At 40.6% G+C, this 20,152-nt stretch carries 18 protein-coding genes; 6 read left to right on the top strand and 12 right to left on the bottom strand.

Annotation, left to right across the window (positions count from 1 at the left end):
• Window positions 1-203: 203 nt before the first annotated feature.
• On the bottom strand, window positions 204-2,492 hold the full coding sequence (rnr, locus tag BANH1_RS03285) for a ribonuclease R (protein ID WP_015398002.1): 2,289 nt from the start codon (window positions 2,490-2,492) through the stop codon (window positions 204-206).
• A 38-nt stretch (window positions 2,493-2,530) separates the two neighbouring features.
• The gene (topA, locus tag BANH1_RS03290; RefSeq protein ID WP_015398003.1) at window positions 2,531-5,071 is read right to left on the bottom strand and encodes a type I DNA topoisomerase; all 2,541 of its coding nucleotides are present in this window, start codon (window positions 5,069-5,071) and stop codon (window positions 2,531-2,533) included.
• A gap of 244 nt (window positions 5,072-5,315) precedes the next feature.
• Between topA and BANH1_RS07535 the strand changes: the two genes are divergently transcribed.
• The gene (locus BANH1_RS07535; RefSeq protein ID WP_083878117.1) at window positions 5,316-5,522 is read left to right on the top strand and encodes a hypothetical protein; all 207 of its coding nucleotides are present in this window, start codon (window positions 5,316-5,318) and stop codon (window positions 5,520-5,522) included.
• Here BANH1_RS07535 and dprA read toward each other — a convergent pair.
• The 4 genes from dprA to BANH1_RS03310 are packed head-to-tail and all read right to left on the bottom strand — an operon-like array spanning window position 5,452 to window position 9,538.
• A complete protein-coding gene (gene dprA / locus BANH1_RS03295) occupies window positions 5,452-6,651 on the bottom strand; it encodes a DNA-processing protein DprA (protein ID WP_015398004.1) in 1,200 nt (399 codons plus the stop codon). The genes BANH1_RS07535 and dprA overlap by 71 nt on opposite strands.
• Window positions 6,629-7,264: a glycerol-3-phosphate 1-O-acyltransferase PlsY gene (gene plsY, locus BANH1_RS03300; protein ID WP_015398005.1), complete on the bottom strand. Its 636-nt coding sequence runs from the start codon at window positions 7,262-7,264 to the stop codon at window positions 6,629-6,631. Before plsY ends, dprA begins: the two co-directional genes overlap by 23 nt.
• A gap of 8 nt (window positions 7,265-7,272) precedes the next feature.
• Window positions 7,273-8,577 (bottom strand): dihydroorotase, encoded by a 1,305-nt coding sequence (locus BANH1_RS03305; protein ID WP_015398006.1) that lies wholly within the window; start codon window positions 8,575-8,577, stop codon window positions 7,273-7,275.
• Window positions 8,537-9,538: an aspartate carbamoyltransferase catalytic subunit gene (locus tag BANH1_RS03310; protein ID WP_015398007.1), complete on the bottom strand. Its 1,002-nt coding sequence runs from the start codon at window positions 9,536-9,538 to the stop codon at window positions 8,537-8,539. Before BANH1_RS03310 ends, BANH1_RS03305 begins: the two co-directional genes overlap by 41 nt.
• 128 nt (window positions 9,539-9,666) lie before the next feature.
• Between BANH1_RS03310 and BANH1_RS03315 the strand changes: the two genes are divergently transcribed.
• Window positions 9,667-11,295: an acyl-CoA dehydrogenase family protein gene (locus BANH1_RS03315; protein ID WP_041583220.1), complete on the top strand. Its 1,629-nt coding sequence runs from the start codon at window positions 9,667-9,669 to the stop codon at window positions 11,293-11,295.
• Here the strand turns inward: BANH1_RS03315 and ruvX are convergent.
• On the bottom strand, window positions 11,280-11,759 hold the full coding sequence (ruvX, locus tag BANH1_RS03320) for a Holliday junction resolvase RuvX (protein ID WP_015398009.1): 480 nt from the start codon (window positions 11,757-11,759) through the stop codon (window positions 11,280-11,282). The two genes, BANH1_RS03315 and ruvX, sit on opposite strands and share 16 nt — an antisense overlap.
• Window positions 11,760-11,916: 157 nt before the next feature.
• Between ruvX and gatC the strand changes: the two genes are divergently transcribed.
• Together gatC and gatA are read left to right on the top strand one after the other, a co-directional pair.
• A complete protein-coding gene (gatC, locus tag BANH1_RS03325) occupies window positions 11,917-12,204 on the top strand; it encodes an Asp-tRNA(Asn)/Glu-tRNA(Gln) amidotransferase subunit GatC (RefSeq protein WP_015398010.1) in 288 nt (95 codons plus the stop codon).
• A 30-nt stretch (window positions 12,205-12,234) separates the two neighbouring features.
• On the top strand, window positions 12,235-13,719 hold the full coding sequence (gatA, locus tag BANH1_RS03330) for an Asp-tRNA(Asn)/Glu-tRNA(Gln) amidotransferase subunit GatA (RefSeq protein ID WP_015398011.1): 1,485 nt from the start codon (window positions 12,235-12,237) through the stop codon (window positions 13,717-13,719).
• A 94-nt stretch (window positions 13,720-13,813) separates the two neighbouring features.
• On the opposite strand, the gene BANH1_RS03335 is transcribed toward gatA, so the two are convergent.
• From BANH1_RS03335 to BANH1_RS03355, 5 genes are all read right to left on the bottom strand, one after another.
• Window positions 13,814-14,524: an ABC transporter ATP-binding protein gene (locus BANH1_RS03335; protein WP_015398012.1), complete on the bottom strand. Its 711-nt coding sequence runs from the start codon at window positions 14,522-14,524 to the stop codon at window positions 13,814-13,816.
• On the bottom strand, window positions 14,511-15,293 hold the full coding sequence (locus BANH1_RS03340; RefSeq protein ID WP_015398013.1) for an ABC transporter ATP-binding protein: 783 nt from the start codon (window positions 15,291-15,293) through the stop codon (window positions 14,511-14,513). Before BANH1_RS03340 ends, BANH1_RS03335 begins: the two co-directional genes overlap by 14 nt.
• Entirely contained in the window at window positions 15,286-16,347 is a 1,062-nt protein-coding gene (locus BANH1_RS03345; RefSeq protein WP_015398014.1) for a branched-chain amino acid ABC transporter permease, read from the bottom strand. The genes BANH1_RS03340 and BANH1_RS03345 overlap by 8 nt, the downstream gene beginning before the upstream one ends.
• Window positions 16,347-17,417, bottom strand: a complete 1,071-nt coding sequence (locus tag BANH1_RS03350; protein ID WP_015398015.1) for a branched-chain amino acid ABC transporter permease — start codon at window positions 17,415-17,417, stop codon at window positions 16,347-16,349. Before BANH1_RS03350 ends, BANH1_RS03345 begins: the two co-directional genes overlap by 1 nt.
• A 128-nt stretch (window positions 17,418-17,545) precedes the next feature.
• Window positions 17,546-18,673, bottom strand: coding sequence for an ABC transporter substrate-binding protein (locus BANH1_RS03355; protein ID WP_015398016.1), 1,128 nt, complete (start codon window positions 18,671-18,673; stop codon window positions 17,546-17,548).
• Between the two features lie 330 nt (window positions 18,674-19,003).
• Here BANH1_RS03355 and BANH1_RS03360 point away from each other — a divergent pair, with 330 nt between their 5' ends.
• Window positions 19,004-19,579, top strand: a complete 576-nt coding sequence (locus BANH1_RS03360; protein WP_015398017.1) for a cold-shock protein — start codon at window positions 19,004-19,006, stop codon at window positions 19,577-19,579.
• A gap of 129 nt (window positions 19,580-19,708) precedes the next feature.
• Window positions 19,709-20,146, top strand: a complete 438-nt coding sequence (locus tag BANH1_RS03365; protein WP_144050535.1) for a DUF192 domain-containing protein — start codon at window positions 19,709-19,711, stop codon at window positions 20,144-20,146.
• Window positions 20,147-20,152 lie beyond the last annotated feature (6 nt).

Consider the following 20,152-nt stretch of genomic DNA (forward strand, 5'->3'; position numbering starts at 1 on the left):
TAAAATTCCGTAATTAGTTAGGTTTGCGAAATTTTTTATGTACCACGTACAGCCTCCCTTAGTCCAACCAAACCGCTACACGCAATCGCAGCTTTTTAAAATTTTTTCCTGAAAAAAACAATAGCTTAATCAAAGAGGCGATTTTTTTCTTCTTCTTTATAAAAATCATGATGTGCTAATTTTATAAATTATCTATTTGATTTTTAGTTGTTTTTTGAATACTGTTTTCTTTTATGGAAATTGGGCACACGCTCTTTCTCTGTAAATCTATTTTTGTGGTAAGACAACAGCGAAAAGGTCACTCGACGAGGTTTTGTTAATACTTCAAAGCATAATGAGCCAGATAAAGGCTGTACTTCTATAAGCTTTACCTCTACTTTATCGTTAAGTTGATAACACTTGCGAGTACGTTTTCCTACAAGAGCTTGATGTATTTCGTCAAAATAATAATAATCGCCTTTAAGCGTGGAAACGGGGACGAAGCCGTCTATACTCAGTTTATCAAGTGAAACAAAAAAACCCGCTTTTATAACTCCGGAAATGCAACCTCCAAATGAGCAGCCAACTTTATCGGTTAAATAGTGCGCTAAAAGTCGGTCGATAGTTTCTCTTTCAGCTGCCATTGCACGGCGTTCATGTAAAGAAATTTGTGCGGCGATTTTTGCAAGATTTTTTTCTTGCGAATCTGTTAATATATCGTCACCTAATTGTAGGACTTTAATCAGCGCTCGGTGAACGATTAGATCAGCGTAACGACGGATTGGGGATGTAAAATGTGTGTAATTATGCAGATTTAGGCCAAAGTGTCCTGTGTTTTCGGGATTGTATTCGGCTTGAGACTGTGAGCGTAAAATAATCTGATTGACCAATTCTTGTTGCTGTGTATTTGTAACTTTTGCAAGAATATTATTGAATCGCGCTGATGTAAGTTCTGCTCCCCTTGAAAGGGAAATCCCCAGGCTTTTAAAAAAAACCCGCAGAGTTTCCTGTTTCGCGAGAGATGGTTTATCGTGGATACGGTAAATGAAGGGCTGATTATATTTCTTTAATGTTTCAGCAGCGGCAACATTAGCTTGTATCATGAATTCTTCAATTAAACGATGTGCCTCTAGTTGTGGTGGAATCACAACATCTTCGACATGTCCATTTTGATTAAGAATAATCTTTTTTTCTGCTACTTTTAATTCTAGTGGTTGCCGACGATTACGCGCGGTTTTTAGGCTAGCGTAAGCTGCCCATAGTGGCTGTAAGACATTTTCAAGAAGAGGCTCTGTTTTTTCGTTTGTATTTCCTTCAATTGCACATTGGACTTCTTGATAAGACAATTTGGCCGCAGTACGCATTATAATGCGATGAAAACTATGCTTGCATTTATTGCCATTAGCATCAAAAATCATGCGAACAGCGAGAGCAGGTCTATCTTTTTTTTCATGTAGAGAGCATAAATCATTAGAAATACGCTCTGGCAGCATTGGTACAACTCTATCGGGAAAATAAACAGAATTTCCCCGTTTGAGTGCTTCTTTATCTAAAGCGCTTCCCGTTTTTATATAACAGGAGACGTCGGCAATCGCGACGGTGACGATCCAGCCTCCACTGTTTGCTGGATCTTCATCTTTTATTGCGTGAACTGCATCATCATGATCCTTTGCATCAGGCGGATCAATTGTAACGAACGATAATTGCCGCCAGTCTTCGCGGTTAATTGTATTGGTAAATTTTACATTTTCGGCTTGCTTAAGGACGTCTTCAGGAAAAATATAGGGAATTTCTTTTGAAATAAGAGCTATCATTGAAAGCGCTTTTTCGCTATCTATGCGCCCTAGGACATTTTTTATTTTTGCACTTTTTAGTCCGCAAAAAGTTCTTTTTCCGATTTCAACTTCAACTAAATCGCCGGGTTCTATGTCAATTTTTGAAGATGCATCAATGACCAGTTCGCTGAATTTTCGTTCTATAGAATCAAGTCGCCATTGACCATCTTTGGATTTTTTCACTATACCAAAACTGGTTATTTCTTGTTTATTAATTTTGCGGATAATCCGCCCTGTATAGGAGCTGTCGCGAAGAATCTTATTTCGAAGAATTTTCACAAGGACGTGATCTCCAATATCAATGTTTATACTTCTTATTTGAGGAGAAGGGGGTATTTCAATATTTGGCTTTGGATCACTTTGCCATTTAAGAGGCTGTGCAATAAAATTTCCAGTCTTATTAAGTGCGCTGATTTTCGCTAAAACAATGGTGGGTAATCCCACTTTACTTATTCCTTTTTTGCGTTGTTTTAATATAAGATTTTCGTTTCTTAAATCACACAATATACCTTTTAGCCAGGCACGAGAATCTTTTTTTAAGTTAAAAGCTTTAGCGATTTCACGTTCACTTAATCGATCGGGCTTATCACTGATAAAGGAAAATATTTCCTCTTTAGTGGGTAATCGCTTAATGCTGGACGATTGTGAGCTTTTTATTTTCTTTTCGCTTTTAGCCAAAATTTACACCTTTTTTTCAAGAAAAGCTTTTATTGGTTTTATTTCTTCTTGGAAGTCGTTTTTTTGGTGGATACTTTGGCTGATATAAGCTCTAATGCTTCTGAAAGAGTCACACTAATTGGGTCTTTGTCTTTTGGTAATGTTGCGTTGATTTTGCCCCAATTGACGTACGGGCCGTAACGCCCGCTACGTACGGTGACGGTCCCACCATCTGGATGATCCCCTAATGTTTCTAGTACGGAAGATGCGGTTTTATCCCGTTTTGTTTCATTTTTTTGCTTTTCTGCAAGCACTGTAACAGCCCGATTTATGCCGATATCGAAGACTTCGTCTATATTAGGAAGGGTTGCGTATTTTCCATCGTGTGCGAGATAAGGGCCGTACCGTCCGGTTGCTGCTGTGATTATTTTACCTGTTTCAGGATGAACTCCAACTTCACGGGGGAGAGATAATAAAGCCAAAGCTTTATCAAGATCAATATTATTTATTTTCCATTCTTTTGGTAATCCTGCGCGTTTGGCCTCTTTGCTTTCACCGAGTTGAATATACGGCCCAAAGCGGCCATTACGAAGTGAGACATTACCTCCTGTTTCAGGATCAATACCAAGAAGGGTAGGTTCATTATTATATACAGCTTCATCTTTTTCTTCTGTATCCGAGCCGAGTTTGTGTGTATATTTACATTCAGGATAGTTGGAACATCCAACGAAAGCTCCGTAACGGCCTAATTTTAGCGATAACCGGCCATTCGCACATAGAGGGCAAGAGCGAGAATCACCCCCGTCTTCGCGCGCGGGGAAAGCGAGAGGCGCTAACGTTACATTTAAGACATCGAGGATATCTGTTATACGCAATTCCTGAATGTTGGTGATGGACGCATTAAATCCGCTCCAAAAATCGCGTAAAACATCTTTCCAAGAAAGTTTTCCATCCGATATAAGGTCTAGTTTTTCTTCAAGGTTCGCTGTAAAGCCGTATTCTACATAACGATTAAAAAAGTTTTCAAGGAAAGCTGTAACGATGCGCCCTTTAACATCGGGAATGAGCTTTCGTTTATCAACCATGATATAACCACGATCAGAAAGTGTTGCCAATGTAGATGCATAAGTTGAGGGCCGCCCAATCCCTAGTTCTTCGAGTTTTTTAATTAACGAAGCTTCAGAATAACGAGGAGGCGGTTCTGTTGTATGTTGTATTGATTCAATTTTTTCTTTTGTAAGCGTTTCATCGATATTAATCTCTGGCAAGCGCGTTGATTCATTCTTTTCGCCATTTTCTTCATCTTGCTGGTCAGTGTAGGCGGAAATAAAGCCATCAAAACGAATAATAGAACCTGTTGCACGCAGATTTGCACTATCCTCTCCTTGCAGCGCTTCAATTTCGACAGTCGTACGTTCAATTTCTGCGGAGCGCATTTGGCTAGCAATAGCGCGTTTCCATATCAATTCATAAAGTTTTGCTTGATCGCTATCGAGAAAATTACGTACTTGATCAGGAGTACGCTTAAAATCTGTTGGGCGGATAGCTTCGTGCGCTTCTTGAGCATTTTTTGCTTTTGTTGAGTAAAAACGTGGTTTTTCAGGGAGATAATTACCACCAAAAGAATCAATAATTACTTCTCGTGCTGAATGGATAGCTTCTGACGCCATTTGCACACCATCAGTACGCATATAAGTAATAAGTCCCGCTACTTCACCATTAATTTCGATACCCTCATAAAGCTTTTGGGCAAGTTGCATGGTGCGAGAAGCTGAGAAACCTAATTTTGAAGAAGCTGCTTGCTGTAGCGTAGATGTTGTAAATGGCGGGGAAGGATTTCTTTTTATGGGTTTTGCTTCAACATTTAGTGTGCGGTATACCGCGTTTTCCAGCATAAGGCAGATCTTGTCCGCTTGTTCTTGAGATTGAATATCAAGTTTGTCGAGCTTTTTGTGATTAAGTGCTAATAATCGTGCATGAAAACTATCGTTTCTGGGTGTTTTTAAAAATGTCTCGATTGACCAATAATCTTCTTTAATAAAGCGTTCTATTTCTGATTCGCGATCGCAAATAATACGTAAAGCGACCGATTGGACACGACCAGCGGAACGCGCACCGGGCAATTTGCGCCACAAGACGGGTGAAAGCGTAAAGCCAACCAGATAGTCAAGGGCGCGGCGTGCAAGGTAAGCGTCTACAAGTGATTCATCAATGTTGCGCGGATTGCTCATGGCATCAAGCACAGATTTTTTTGTAATTGCGTTAAAGACAACCCGCTTAATAGGTTTATCTTTTAGAATTTTTTTTTGCTTAAGAACATCAAGAATATGCCATGAAATAGCCTCTCCTTCGCGATCAGGGTCAGTTGCCAAAATAAGACTATCAGCTTCTTTAACTGCTTTTGCTATTTCATTTAAACGTTTTGCGGAGGCGGCGCCAATATCCCACTTCATGGAAAAATCTTCATCAGGTAAAACGGAGCCGTCTTTTGCGGATAAATCACGAACGTGTCCAAAAGATGCCACTACTTTATACTGAGGTCCGAGGTATTTATTAATTGTTTTTGCCTTTGCCGGGGACTCGACGATGACGATATCCATAATTTTATCCGAATGTTGAAATAAAAATTATTCCTATAACCTCCTTTCACATGAATAGCTAATGACAATTGGTCAAAAGCACATAAAAAAAATTATATTATACAACTTTTAATTGTTATTATTTAAAATGCACCTTATAAAAAATAGTACGGCTTATTTTCCACAGCTAGCATAAAAAGCATACGGCGAAATACTAAAATGACGTCTATTGAGAGGTGGGGAGAATGCTCAAGGATAGAAGATTATGCTTATAGATCATTTAAAAGTTATCCAATATATCACGGATATGTCAAAACAAATGAATCAGATGGCTCGTCAAGCTCATAGCCCGCTTTTGGCACTGCTTTTGGATATGGTGGCCGAAGAGGGGCAAAGTATCATTAATAAAGCTGAGGCTCTTGGCGAAGATTCGAACCCGACAATGACACATAACCACCGGAATGCCGAATAAGCTTCCCGGCAAGATCGAGTTCGATCAACAAGAGGTAAAGATTTTGCAGGGAAACACCTGAGTGAGCGCTGAGAGTATCTAAGTCAATTGGAGCTGATGAGAGAGCTGAAAGGACAGCTGCGCGCTCTGCGTCGTCTTCAATTAAAAGAGGCTTATCGATCCTTATATTAGGTGAGCTAAGATTCTCTGGCGGAGGTGGTTCTTCAAAAAAGTTCAGTTGCGGGTTAGCTGTATTTGGAATTAACGGCGTAAGCGCTTCTACAATATCAGAAGGATGCGCGGACAGCAAAGCGCCTTCTTTGATAAGGTTATTTGTGCCAATGGACCTTGGATCAAGTGGGGAGCCTGGGATGGCGAAAATTAATCGCCCTATCTCAGCGGCGTAGCGGGCTGTGATTAGGGAGCCGGATCGCATCGCTGCTTCCGCTACTAAAAGACCAAGTGATAAACCTGCTATAATCCGATTTCTTCTTGGAAAATCGATGGCGCGGGGCCTCCAATTAATCGGCATTTCGCTGATAATTGCTCCTCCATTGGCGATAATATCATCATAAAGTTTTTTATTTTCAGGAGGGTAGATATGATCGATGCCACCAGCCATGACCGCGATTGTACCTGTCGAGAGGCTTGCTTGATGAGCGACACTGTCGATTCCACGTGCGAGTCCAGAAATAATTGTGAAGCCAGCCTTACCAAGGAAATGAGCAAATTGGGCTGCTAATTTTTTGCCAGCTGCTGAAGCATTTCGGGAACCAACGATCCCGACCGAGGGTTTATGAAAAGCCGCAGAATTACCTTTTATGGCAATAAGTGGCGGTGACGCTTCCGTTACCTTGAGAAATGGCGGGTAATCCGGTTCTCCGACACCGATAAACTGAATACCCAATTTTTCGGCTTTTTCCATTTCTCGTTCAGCATCTTTTAATGTTGCTACTCGTATAGGCGCGCTAAGACCGCCTTTTTTACTGAGCTCAGGGAGTGCAGCTAGAGCATTTTCGGCTGTTTTGTAATGGTCAATCAAATTACGAAAAGTAACTGATCCAACATTCTCGCTCCGCAATAACCTCAGCCAGTTTAAACGTTGATGATCAGTGAGCGGAATTCCTCTATCTGTTCCTTTTTTTACCACCAAGTTTACTTTCTTTCCCGATTAATAGCCTACTAATATTTGTGTGATGTTTTACAATTACGAGTACGCTCATCGCAATCATTACGCAATTAGAATAGAGACCAGGAGAAAAAAAATAAGTAAAAACTGGAACAATGATAACAGTAATGATTGCAGATAACGAAGAATAGCGCGTAAGCAAAAAAGTTGTAGCCCAAACAATGGCAAAAATAATCGCTAGCGGCCAACAAAAACCTAAGCATATACCTAGATAAGTGGCAACGCCTTTTCCACCTTTAAATTTCAGCCATATCGGAAAGAGATGTCCTAAAAAAGCAAAAAAACCAGCCAATATAACAATGACATCGTCTTCTGCTAGATGAATTAAGAATTTTGCAATCAGAACAGCAATAGTTCCTTTCAGTATGTCGCAAAGTAGAGTAAGAGCGGCGATTTTTTTATTCCCTGTCCGTAAAACATTTGTAGCGCCAATATTTTTAGAACCAATCGTCCTTATATCGCCAAGCTTAGCAAATCGCGTAAAAAGCAACCCAAACGGAATAGAACCGAGGAGATATGATACCAAAAAGATGAAAAATATACGGAATTGAAAAAGTGTTTCTGCGTCACCCATTGAGAATCTCATTTGATTTGTTGATCGAGCTTAAATACCGACCGGCCTTTAACAAAAGTTTGGAGGACGCGCCCTTGAAAGCGCGCATTCTCAAATGGCGTATTTTTCGAGCGTGAATGCAGCATATCCGCAGACAATATCCATGGTTCATCAAGATCAACCAAAAGAAGATCTGCGTGAGCACCTTTTTTGAGTGTCCCTGCGTTGATACCGAAGAGTTTTGCAGGTGCCGTTGATAAAAGTTCAACTAGTCGAAGAAGAGACACTGACTCGCTGTGATAAAGGCGTAAAGCTGCGCTTAATAAAGTTTCCATGCCAACAGCGCCGGCTTCAGCATCTTGAAATGGTAGACGTTTTGTATCAACATCTTGGGGATCATGAGAAGAAACGATAATATCTATCGTTCTGTCTTTGATTGCTTCGATCATCGCTATACGATCTTCTTCTGCGCGCAATGGGGGAGTTAAGCGAAAAAAGGTACGATATTCACCGATATCATTTTCGTTAAGCGACAAATGATTGATGGACACGCCCGCTGAAATTTTTGTATTACGCTGCTTTGCCAAACGAATAGCATCAGCAGACAGGGCTGTCGATATTTGTGCGGCGTGGTAGCGTGCCTCTGTTAACGCAGATAATCGCAGATCTCTTTCTAATGGAATCACTTCCGCTTCGCGTGGCACTCCAGGAAGACCAAGCCAACTAGCTAAAAGGCCTTCATTCATGACTCCTTGGCCTACAAGATCTTTATCCTGAGTTTCGTGAATTAATGTAATGTCGAAGTCGCGAGCGTAAGTCATGGCCCGGCGAATAATAGCTGAGTTTTGAAGCGTTTTTTTCCCCTCACTGAATGCGACTGCACCTGCATCTTTTAATAAGCCAAATTCAGTTATTTCTTGCCCTTTTAAACCTTGTGTAATAGCGGCAACAGGATGAATATTGACCAGCGACATTTCATGTGTCGTGCGCGTAATAAATTTGACGAGCGCTACATTATCAATCACCGGTTGTGTATCAGGCATCATGAGGAAAGAAGTGATACCACCTGCAGCAGCAGACTGACTCGCTGAAGCTATTGTTTCACGGTGCTCTGCTCCTGGTTCACCGACAAAAACCCGAGCATCAACAAGTCCAGGTAAAATTGTTTTATTTCGCGCGTCGATAATTTCCGCTCCTTCAGGTATCCCCTGATTTAGAGCTTCTTTTCCAGAAGCTATAATGAGCCCATTTTCGACTATAATCGTACCAATTTCGTCGATTGCGCGCGAGGGGTCAACAACACGGGCGTTTTGAAAAACCATCGACCTTGTCATTTTTTTCTTTTCTCCAATTATGCCGGGGATCCAATAAAGCTTCCATGACAGCCATGCGCACAGCAATCCCCATTTCTACTTGTGTATGAATCATACTTTGTTTTCCATCTGCTATGTCAGAGTCAATTTCTATGCCACGATTTATTGGGCCGGGATGCATGATAATGCAATCATCTTTAGCATAAGCTAAGTTTTCTTTATGTAATCCAAAATGGTGAAAATATTCACGAACGGAGGGAACGAAAGCACCTGCCATACGCTCACGTTGCAGACGTAACATCATAATGACATCGACGCCTTCAAGACCTTTCCTCATAGTATTAAAAACCTCAACGCTCATATCTGAGATTCCAGCAGGGAGCAGCGTTGAAGGAGCAACAACGCGCACACGCGCACCTAAAGCATTGAGGCTGATGATATTGGAACGCGCAACACGTGAATGTAGAATATCACCGCAAATTGCAACAGTTAATCCTTCGATACGGCCTTTTGTTTTTTTAATGGTTAAAGCGTCCAATAAAGCTTGCGTTGGATGTTCATGTGCACCGTCGCCTGCGTTAACTACACAACAATCAACTTTTTGTGCTAAAAGGGTGGCCGCTCCAGCGCAATTATGGCGAACGACCAATATATCAGGCTTCATTGCATTGAGAGTTGTCGCCGTATCGATCAATGTTTCCCCTTTTTTTACGGATGAATTGCTAATAGCCATATTCATTACATCTGCTCCTAACCGCTTACCGGCTAATTCAAAAGAGGATTGCGTTCGTGTAGAAGCTTCGAAGAAGAGGTTAATCTGAGTACGTCCACGTAATATAGTTCTTTTTTTGTCAATTTTCTTGGAAAAGAGGACATTTGCGTCTGCACGATCAAGCAATATATTGAGATCTTGTACACTGAGGCTCCTAATATCCAAAAGATGTCTGTGTGGAAAAATTGGAAAAAAAGTATTTTGAATCATAGCATTCTTTTCTATAGATCTCTAAAAAGCTTAAACGGGCACCTGTTTGAGTGTAACAAATGTTTTTAACCACAAAAAGACAAATAGTCTATGATATAAATGGTTTAGTATTTAGGGATATATATCTTATGAGCGCTGTGTTTACGCAGAGAGCAGACCAGAAAAATGCATTTCTTGACGATACACTTATGTTTCGTATCGCATCTACGTTTCCTGCATCTTTGTTAGAAAGTTTTGAAAAAATAGGAAATTTTGTATCGAGTTACGAAGCAAAAGATTTTTCTCGTTTAGCGAATCGCTACCGTCCAGTATTACGCTACGATAAAAAATGGGGTCAGTTAGCAGGGCAATTAGAGATACATCCCGCTTATCACGCTCTTCAACGGTACTCAAGAGAGGCGGGTTTGGTTACTTCGTTATGGGAAGATATAACTTCAGAAACTGGAGTACGTTATCAAGCACGGGCCATCCGTTTAGCTTTATTAGCTGGCTTAGAAACGGGACATTTAAATGAAATTACTGTAACAAGCGCGGTTATTGCGGCATTAATTGGTGATATTGAATTATTTCAAAAATGGCAAAATATACTTTTATCACGCCGGTACGATTTATCGCCAAAACCTATTCTTGATAAAATGGGGGCTTCACTCACTTGTGCTTTCGATGATGTTGAAACAAGTGAAAGGCGCTTTTCCAATTTTTCAGCCGCTCAAAAAGTTTCTTTTGATGAAAAAATGGAGCGCGATCTGTATTGTTTATATGTCACAAAAACCAATGTTATTAATCCTATGGCAGATGGATATCTCGTTAGTGCCGAATTAGATGGTTGTTTAAGCTGTTTTTTAGTTCCGCGTATACAAGAAAATGGCGCATTAAATGGCACTATATCGATTTGCCATTTAGTAGAGCGTTCCGGAGAATGTTCAGTTTCAGAGGGATGTGTTAATTTTCGAGGGAGTCATGGTTGGCTTTTGGGTAACGTCGGGGAAGGAGATAAAGTAATCAAGGATATCGAGACCATGATGCGTTTCGATCAGTCCGTAGTATCAGTCGGTATTTTGCGAGCAGCGCTTCAATTTGGCGTTGATTTTTTTCGGCAGAGAATGCCAAAACAGCCTTTTCCTGCATTGGCAGAACGTATTTTTGCCGATATTGCACTCGACGTCGCTGCTTCACAAGCATTGGTTATGCGTTTAGCACGAGCTTTTGATAATGCTGCAAATAATTGCGCTGAAGCAGCTTTTGCGCGTATCATGACGCCCATCATTGTTTATCATGTAAGTCAGTTGATTGTCCCTATTATTGGCGAAATTATTGCACAACTTGGCTTAGAAAGCTTCATAGAGGGCAATCCATTATCGCAAATGTTACGTGATGGGCCTGCGCGGATAGTTAGAAATAGTAGTGCTAATCAATTAGCGAAGGATGCAGTTCTGATAGCCGATAAAGCACCTGGGTTATTTCAGCAATTATTAGAAGAAATCGCAACTGATATTGGACCAGCCGGTCCACGAGCAATTGAAATTATCAATTCTGCTGCACGTATGGCGTTAACAAATGAGGGAGCAGGTAGGTTTTTTGTTGAGCAAGTAGCGTACGCAACTGCGGCTGCATCGTTACGTTATACGGGGATGGAGGATGTTTCAAATGCCTATATGGAAAGTCGCCTTGGAGGGCAATGGAGATCATCTTATGGTATGCTGATTGCGCGGTATAATGCAGGACGGTTATTGGATATTCTTTATCCATCTGTATGATTCAGAATCTGAATTCTATCAAGAGCACCTTGCAGTATAAAAGCAGCAGCGGCTGAATCGATGCGGTTTGGCCTTTTAGAGCGTGATACATCCATTTCTAAAAGGCAGCGTTGCGCGGCGATTGTCGATAATCGTTCATCCCAAAAAACGAAGGGAATTCTTGTATATATTGTCATATTTTTGACAAAAGTTTTAGTAGCCTGGACGCGTGGGCCGTTACTTCCATCCATATTGATGGGTAGACCGATGACGGCGGCGCCTACATTTTCGTTATTAAAAATCTTTACAAGTGCGTGAGCATCGAGTGTAAACTTTTTCCGTTGAATAACAGGGCGCGGATTCGAAAACATCAAACTGATATCGGAAATAGCAATGCCAATAGTTTTCGTGCCTAAATCTAAACCTGCCACTGTTTGCCCAGATAAAAGATGCGCGGTAACCTCGTTTATGCTAATAATTGTCATGGAGTTTATAACTGGGTGCGTTAATAGTATAGGTTAATATTTTCAGCGAGTTTTTAGTGTGCGCATCAATGTTCTTGCGCTTATGGACGCGGGACTGTATAGCCTAAAGAGTACATAGATTAACATCGGGATAAAATTCAAGCAGAAAGGCAACAATATGTCTGTTGACGATAAGACAGTCAAGCGGGTAGCGCGTTTGGCGCGTATTGCTGTCCATGATGATGAGGCAGAGCGTATAACAAAAGAGCTCAATACCATTTTAGGTTTTATAGAACAATTGGACGAGGTCGACGTCAGTGGGATTGAGCCATCGATATCGGTTGTGGAAGCGACTTTACGAATGCGCAAAGACGTCGTCACGGACGGTAATAAAGTGGCGGATATTATGGCAAATGCGCCTGCAACAGAAGAAAATTTCTTTCTTGTCCCAAAAATCGTCGAGTAATTTTTTATACTCTATAATTTGAGAATTAATATGACAGATTTAACAACCTTAACAATTGCGCAAGCCCGTGACGCTTTAACAAAGGGAGATTTTAAGGCAGTTGAGTTAACTGAAGCTTACTTAAAAGCAATTGAATTAGCTAATCCAATTTTAAATGCTTATGTAGCAATAGTCGCGGAACAGGCGCTAAAAATGGCCGCTAAATCAGATGATCGCTTTGCTAAAGGGCAGGCTGGTATTTTGGAGGGAATACCTCTTGGAATTAAAGATCTCTTTGCAACACGGGGTATTCACACACAGGCTTGTTCATATATCCTCGATGGTTTTAAACCGGAATACGAATCAACTGTAACCGCTAATTTATGGAAAGATGGAGCGGTTATGCTAGGTAAGCTTAATATGGACGAGTTTGCCATGGGATCGTCTAACGAAACGTCGTATTATGGGCCAGTGATTAATCCATGGCGGAAAAAAGGGGCAGATGAGGATCTTGTACCAGGCGGATCGTCAGGTGGTTCGGCGGCCGCCGTTGCGGCACGGCTTTGTGCAGGCGCAATGGCAACCGATACCGGAGGATCGATACGCCAACCCGCGGCTTTCACTGGTACTGTGGGCATAAAGCCAACTTATGGACGATGTTCGCGTTGGGGAGTGATCGCATATGCTTCGTCATTTGACCAAGCAGGGCCTATCGGGCGGGATGTTCGTGATTGTGCTATCATGCTTAAATCAATGGCTTCTTTTGACGATAAAGATTCAACTTCGGTTAATTTACCGGTACCCGATTATGAAAGTTATATTGGCCAATCAATCAAAGGAATGAAAATTGGTATTCCACAAGAATATTATATGGAGAGGATGCCTCCCGAGATTATTGAGCTTTGGCAGAAAGGGATTCTTTGGTTGAAAGAAGCGGGGGCTGAGATTATCGACGTCTCGTTACCTCACACAAAATACGCCTTACCTGCTTATTATATTGTAGCTCCGGCAGAAGCATCTTCTAATTTAGCTCGCTATGATGGCGTCCGTTTTGGGCTTCGTGTTCCGGGAAAAGACATCACCGCAATGTATGAAAATACCCGATCAGTTGGTTTTGGTTACGAAGTTAAACGGCGTATTTTGATTGGGACCTACGTCCTCTCAGCGGATTGTTACGATTCGTGCTATCTTAAAGCTCAAAAAGTACGAACATTAATTAAACGTGATTTTGATCAATGTTTTTCTTCTGGTATTGATGCCATTTTAACACCCACAACCCCGACACCGGCTTTCGGAATTGCAGATAAAAGGATAAAAGACGACACTGTGGCAATGTATCTTAATGATATTTGTACTGTGCCAGTTAACATGGCGGGCTTACCAGGGGTATCTGTCCCCGCGGGTTTATCGTCAAATGGTTTGCCGTTGGGATTGCAATTGATCGGTAAGCCTTTTGCTGAAGAAATAATTTTCCAGATAGCGTATATTATAGAACAGGCAGCAGGGATGCTGAAGGCCGAAAAATGGTGGCCTTAAAGAATAAATTTAAAAGGGGAGGTAGGCATTTTTTAAAGCGCAAAAAGTTAACGTTGCTTAATGAAACATATAGCTCGGTTATTGTACCGTATTTTCAGCCGCCGAGGTAGGCTTTTTTGACTCGTGGATCAGAAAGCACGGCTTTACCTTCACCGTGGAAGAGAATTTTTCCTACTTCCAGAATATAAGCGTAGTCGGCAACGGAAAGTGCTGCGAACGCGTTTTGTTCAATGAGAAGAACAGTTTTTCCCATGTCATTAATTTTCTGAATAATTGAAAAAATTTCTCGTACAAGCAGTGGTGCCAAACCGAGAGATGGCTCATCCAATATCACTACATCAGGATTGCTCATGAGTGAACGCCCTACAGCTAGCATTTGCTGCTCGCCACCTGACATCGTACCACTTAATTGCTTGCATCTTTCACGTAAACGCGGGAATAGATCAAATATCCATTTAATATCACGAGCAACGCCAGCTTTATCACTACGAGTATACGCTCCTAGCTGCAGATTTTCTAAGACGGTAAGATGTGGTATAATACGCCGCCCCTCGGGGCTAAGCGCGATGCCCAGTCTCAAAATTTCCTCTGGCTGTTTGTGAATAATAGATTCACCTTTATATATAATTTCTCCATGAATCGACTTATTAAGCCCTACAATAGAACGCACAGTACTGCTTTTTCCCGCTCCATTAGCGCCAATTAAAGTCACTATACTTCCTTTTTGTATAGACATAGAAAGGTCTTGAACAGCTTTAATAGCGCCATAATGAACATGGAGATTTTTAATTTCAAGAATATTCATGTATATCTCCACCAAGATAAGCTTCAACGACTTTGGGATTATCGCGGATTTTGTCGGGCGTGCCGTTAGCGATGCAACTGCCGTGTTCTAGCACCCAAATATACTGACAAAGTCCCATAACAACTTTCATATCATGCTCAATCAACAAAATCGTGAGATCGAATTCTTTTCTTACTTTTTCTATAAATTCTCTGAGTTCTTCGCTTTCTTTTGGGTTCATACCGGCTGCAGGTTCATCAAGGAGAAGCAATTTTGGTTTTGTTGCTAAGGCACGAGCTATTTCTAGACGTCGTTGCGCGCCGTAAGATAAAGTAGTTGCTCGCTGATCAGCGAGATGATCGAGCTGAAGCTGTTTAAGAAGCTTCATCGAGCTTTTGTAAATTTTATTTTTTTCTTTAATTGCATTTGGCAAAAATAGAGCTGAAGCGAACCATGGTTGTTTCTGCCAGATATGAGCGCCCACCATGACATTTTGCAATACTGTTAACCCTGAAAAAAGGCGAATATTTTGAAATGTTCGCGCAATACGGCTTTTACAAATAGCATAAGGTGGAAGCCCGCAAATTTTCTGCTCGTTTAGCAAAATTTTTCCATCAGTTGGAGCATAAAAACCAGAAACCATATTAAAAACAGTGGTTTTTCCTGCACCATTTGGGCCAATTAACCCGGTAATTGTCCCACGCTTTATAGCTATATTAACATTATTTACGGCAATCAATCCGCCAAAACGCATCGTAACGTTATTGAGTGAAAGGATAGTATTATTCATGATTTTTCTTACTATTAGAGGGCTTTTTTCGTGTTAAAAAGCAATAAATTCCGTTCCACGAGAATTCATGTTGGCCCAATAATCCTTTTCTCCAAAATAAGATAATTGCCAACAGTAAAAGTGAAAAAACGACCATTCGTAAACCAGGTATCCCAGGAATGTTTATAAATCCAAAATTTAATGGATTTTCTATAATACGAAGCCATTCAAGCATTACTGTAATAACGACGCTGCCAACGACACTGCCTGTAATAGAACCGAGACCGCCAGCGACGACAATCATCAAAATATTAAAGGTGAGGAGAAAGTTGAACATTTTTGGGTCGATAGTCGAAATAAGAGAAGCCATTAATGCGCCCCCAATACCCGCAAAAAACGCACCGACAGTGAAGGAAAAACTGCGATAAAAAAAAGCATTAATCCCCATTGTTTTCGCGGCAATTTCGTCATCACGGATAGCACGTAATACATTGCCAGTGTTGCTGCGCAATAAAAGAGCAACAAAGATAATCGTAAATGCCAACCAACCATAATTCCACCACAATGTAGCTTTTTGAGGTATCCCTTTGATTCCTAAGGCACCGTTTGTTAAGGATGTGGTATTGGTAATGACAACGCGAATAATTTCCGAAAAACCTAAAGTTGCAATTCCAAGATAATCGCCTCCAAGGCGCAATACAGGTAAGGTAATTAATAGACCTATAACTGCAGCACACAGGCCGCCTATAAGAACGGCAGGAAAAAATGGTAACTGTAAATTTTGCAGCGGTTCGGCTATCGGTTCGAGAATCCACATCATTTCTTTTTGTTCTGGAGAGAGGAGCAAAATTGCGCATACATAAGCACCAATTGCCATAAAACCAGCATGCCCAAGAGAAAACATACCTGTAAATCCGTAAATTAAATTAAGCGAGATCGCTAATATAGCATTGATGGCGATAAGATTAATAACACGGAGTGTATAGTCATTAAAATGACTCTCAGCATAAAATAAGAAACCGATAAAAACTGTAATAGCAATGACTGATAAAAATATTTTAGCTGATCTCGCCATTAAATTTTCTCCTGACTTTTTTTGCCCATTAAGCCAGTAGGCATCATCAATAAGATAAGAATTAATAAGATGAATGCAAAAGCATCTCGATATCCGGATAAAGCCGGAAAGAAGGCTGTAACCATAATTTCAATAAATCCCAGCAATAATCCCCCAAGCATTGCTCCTGGAATTGAGCCGATACCTCCGATAACGGCGGCTATAAAAGCTTTTAATCCAGGAAGAACGCCCATATAAGGCTGAATTTGCGGGTAGCGCAAAGCCCACATAATTCCTGCAACAGCAGCTAGCCCAGAACCTACGGCAAACGCGAATGCAATGACTTTATCAACAGAAACACCCATTAAACGAGTAGTTTCAATATCATGTGAAATCGCACGCATAGCAAGGCCAGGTCTCGTTTTGTTGATGATCCATAGCAAAAAAATAACAAGAATGAACGAAATAATAGGGACGATGAGAGACATAGGAACAATTCGAATGATTTTCTCTGATCCCAAATGCAATTGAATTGGTGCAACAAGAAAATCTGGCTGCTTTACACCTTTTGGAACACCACCAAAGATCATGGTTGCAAGATTTTCGATGAGAAAAGAAATCCCAATCGCACCGATAAGCCCCGAAATACGCGGAGCATTACGCAAGGGCTTGTAAGCAAACCAATCAATAGCAATGCCTACTGCACTCGTAATAAAAATTGCAAAACAAATGGATAAAATCCAAATTGGTGTAAAATTTTGTGGTGCAATTTTTGAATAGTAGACAAGTCCCAAGATAAAAATAAGAAAAATAGCAATCCAATAATTTTTAGGCCTTTTTTTAAATCCTATAAATGCTGAATAATACATTAGAACTGCGCACAATAGCAGCAAAATAGCGACCCAGGTAGGCATAAAACTAACTGTAGAAAAGAAAACAAAATATGCCCCCAGCATAAAGATATCACCATGAGCAAAATTAATTAATCTCAAGATGCCATAGACAATGGTGTAACCAATTGCGATAAGCCCATAAAGAGATCCTAATGCTAGCGCATTAAAAAAATACTGGATGAACATTTCAGTGCTCATCTCTTGTTCCTCCGTATTTGTTAATTCATATAGGATAAAATGCAAGACACCTGAGAGGCTTAGTTGAAAGAATAATCCTCAACCACATCCTATATTTTGACTCGAGAATTGCTGCTTCAGGGTATTTTTTAGATGGCTGGTTCGATTTCATTCAGATAGACGCGTTTTCCATCCTTTATTTCAATTATACCAATAGGCATTTGGGGATTATGATTTTCATCCATAGACATATTACCAAAAGGGGTCTGAAAATCTTTTAATTTTCCAAGTTCCGTTGTAATTGCTTCCCGATCTGCGCTGCCGGCGTTTTTAATGGCTGTCACGAACATTAAGTAACTAGTATATCCTAAAACAGAATTGATATTCGCCCCTTTACCGGGGTAAGTTTCCTTCCATTCATTCGTAAATTTTTGCGCAGCTTCTGACATATTGGGCATATTTTCATCATAAGGAAGTGTTGTATGTAAAAAGCCCTCTGCGGCTTTCCCTGCAATTGCGATAGTTTCTGGATTATCCATGGCATCGCCACCCATAATATGAAATTTTGCGCCCAGCTCGCGTGCCTGCTTCATGATAATTGCGCCTTCAGAAAAATAGGATGGCATAAACAAAACATCCGGCTCCTGTGCTATAATTTGTATGAGAGCTGCTGAAAAATCCTGATCCCCAGAATTGTAATTTAAATTTGAAATAATTTCGCCCCCTAATTTTTTAAATGATGCACTAAAATAGCTTGCGAGGCCGATTGCATAATCACTCGATATATCTTTTAATATAGCTGCTTTTTTTGCATGTAAGGTTTGGAAAGCGTAAGTCGCGGCACCCATACCTTGATAAGAATCAGTAAAGCATGCGCGGAAATAGTATTTTTTGCCCTGTGTGACCAGTGGATTTGTCGCTGAAGTTGCTACAGCGGGGGTTTTGGCCTTTTCAGATACTTCACCGCCAGCTAATGCTAACGAAGAACCGTAGCTTCCGATGATACCGCTAACTTTATCACTCGCGGTCAAGCGCATTACGGCATTGGCCGCTTCTACTTTATCAGATTTATTATCGATAATAATAAGCTCAACCTTACGCCCTAATACTTCCGGCATTTTTTTGTGAGCTAACTGTACGCCTTCAAGCTCAAGTTGGCCTCCAAACGCATTTTGACCTGTTAATGGAAGGTACACGCCAATTTTGATGGGATCGCTGGCATAAGCGCTTGTTATAAATGCCATCACTGTAGCAGCTGTGGTAAAAAATTTCCTCATTATTGTGCATTCTCCTGAATTTTCCGCGGCTGCGATTTTTATAGCTTATCCCGATTCCTACGCACTCTACCTTGAACTTTATTGTCATGCAAGTTACACGCCCCAAAATTAGCCACTGTATATTAAGGTTTTTTGCTATTTTTAGCCACGTAAAAAATTAGATCAGGCGCTTTGTCTCAATATTTACAATTCATGGACCGGCGCTGCAAATTTTGTGCGACAATGTGGGGAAATCTTATCTTTGGGCTTGCTTGTCAATGCAAGAGCAATGTTTACTTAAATATATAGAATCAATTTACGAAACTTAGACCTACAGGATCATGTTTAATTATGATAAGTAAGGATGCATTAAGAGATTGTGCTCTGTCTGAGGACAATTTTGGTGTTTGTAGCGAAGTTATTGAAATTAGCGGTGTCATTAAATGGTTTGATGGCAGCAAAGGGTACGGTTTTATCGCGCCTGATTTACTGGAACTCCCTGATGTATTACTGCATGTTACCGTAATGCGACGGGACGGTTTTCAAGCGGCTTTGGAAGGCGCCAGGATTGTTTGTGTTGTACAAAAAACTGAGCGAGGATTGAAATGTGTTCAAGTTAAGTCTATTGACTGCTCATCAGCTCTTCATCCGTCAGAAACTCCAGTGCGTACGCACGTTGTCGTTACTCCTGAAAGTAGTTTAGAGCGCGCAATTGTTAAGTGGTTTAATCGTGATAAAGGCTTTGGTTTTTTGAGCCGGGGACAAGGAACAGAGGATATTTTTGTTCATATGGAAACATTGCGTCGCTTTGGCTTGGCAGAACTTCGTCCAGGACAAGTTGTTATCGTACGTTTTGGTAATGGAAAAAAAGGTTTGATGGCTGCTGAGATTTATCCTGATATAGCTCTTCCATTTGCTACGCACTAGATTCTAATCATAGAGTGCTTGTTTTATTTATTCTTAATTTTTTTCGTTTTTGGCTCACGAAAATGGTTTTTGATTTTTTTTAAAAGGCAACTTATTCATTTTTTGCTGTTTTTTTGCGTGAGTATAAATATGAGCACAGCAAAAGAATTTATGAAAATTCCCGTTGACCCAATCCCTTTGAAGATAATAACGGAGAAAGGAACGATTTTTTATAAAGTGGAGCTTGCTTTTTCAAAGGCTCAATCAAAAGCTGGCTTGATGTATCGTACTGATTTTCCTCATGATCACGCAATGCTATTCAGGAATGTAATAAGTGATAAACCAGAAAATGAACGGGAAATGCTTATGTGGATGGCAGATACACCTTTACCTTTGGATATGATGTTTGTAGATTCTAGGGGAATAATTGTTTCAATTGTTGAAAATGCTCGTCCATTTTCTGAAGATATCATTTCGTCAAAAGTACCTGCAGCCTTTGCTATCGAAATTAATGCTGGTGAAGTTGCTGATAAACGAATACAAAAAGGGCAACGTATCATCCATCCTGCTATTTACGAGAAATATTAAGGGTAA

Origin of the sequence: Bartonella australis AUST/NH1, from assembly GCF_000341355.1 — a bacterium.
In the GTDB taxonomy this organism is placed as follows: Bacteria; Pseudomonadota; Alphaproteobacteria; order Rhizobiales; family Rhizobiaceae; genus Bartonella; species Bartonella australis.

What these genes read in the sequence shown, in the direction of transcription:
- BANH1_RS03305 (WP_015398006.1), bottom strand. Translation starts at nt 8,577, where the DNA reads ATGACAAGGTCGATGGTTTTTCAAAACGCCCGTGTTGTTGACCCCTCG.
- ruvX (WP_015398009.1), bottom strand. Translation starts at nt 11,759, where the DNA reads ATGACAATTATTAGCATAAACGAGGTTACCGCGCATCTTTTATCTGGG.
- BANH1_RS03350 (WP_015398015.1), bottom strand. Translation starts at nt 17,417, where the DNA reads ATGAGCACTGAAATGTTCATCCAGTATTTTTTTAATGCGCTAGCATTA.
- BANH1_RS03310 (WP_015398007.1), bottom strand. Translation starts at nt 9,538, where the DNA reads ATGATTCAAAATACTTTTTTTCCAATTTTTCCACACAGACATCTTTTG.
- BANH1_RS03345 (WP_015398014.1), bottom strand. Translation starts at nt 16,347, where the DNA reads ATGGCGAGATCAGCTAAAATATTTTTATCAGTCATTGCTATTACAGTT.
- BANH1_RS03360 (WP_015398017.1), top strand. Translation starts at nt 19,004, where the DNA reads ATGATAAGTAAGGATGCATTAAGAGATTGTGCTCTGTCTGAGGACAAT.
- BANH1_RS03355 (WP_015398016.1), bottom strand. Translation starts at nt 18,673, where the DNA reads ATGAGGAAATTTTTTACCACAGCTGCTACAGTGATGGCATTTATAACA.
- topA (WP_015398003.1), bottom strand. Translation starts at nt 5,071, where the DNA reads ATGGATATCGTCATCGTCGAGTCCCCGGCAAAGGCAAAAACAATTAAT.
- BANH1_RS07535 (WP_083878117.1), top strand. Translation starts at nt 5,316, where the DNA reads ATGCTTATAGATCATTTAAAAGTTATCCAATATATCACGGATATGTCA.
- BANH1_RS03365 (WP_144050535.1), top strand. Translation starts at nt 19,709, where the DNA reads ATGAGCACAGCAAAAGAATTTATGAAAATTCCCGTTGACCCAATCCCT.
- BANH1_RS03340 (WP_015398013.1), bottom strand. Translation starts at nt 15,293, where the DNA reads ATGAATAATACTATCCTTTCACTCAATAACGTTACGATGCGTTTTGGC.
- BANH1_RS03315 (WP_041583220.1), top strand. Translation starts at nt 9,667, where the DNA reads ATGAGCGCTGTGTTTACGCAGAGAGCAGACCAGAAAAATGCATTTCTT.
- gatC (WP_015398010.1), top strand. Translation starts at nt 11,917, where the DNA reads ATGTCTGTTGACGATAAGACAGTCAAGCGGGTAGCGCGTTTGGCGCGT.
- plsY (WP_015398005.1), bottom strand. Translation starts at nt 7,264, where the DNA reads ATGGGTGACGCAGAAACACTTTTTCAATTCCGTATATTTTTCATCTTT.
- BANH1_RS03335 (WP_015398012.1), bottom strand. Translation starts at nt 14,524, where the DNA reads ATGAATATTCTTGAAATTAAAAATCTCCATGTTCATTATGGCGCTATT.
- gatA (WP_015398011.1), top strand. Translation starts at nt 12,235, where the DNA reads ATGACAGATTTAACAACCTTAACAATTGCGCAAGCCCGTGACGCTTTA.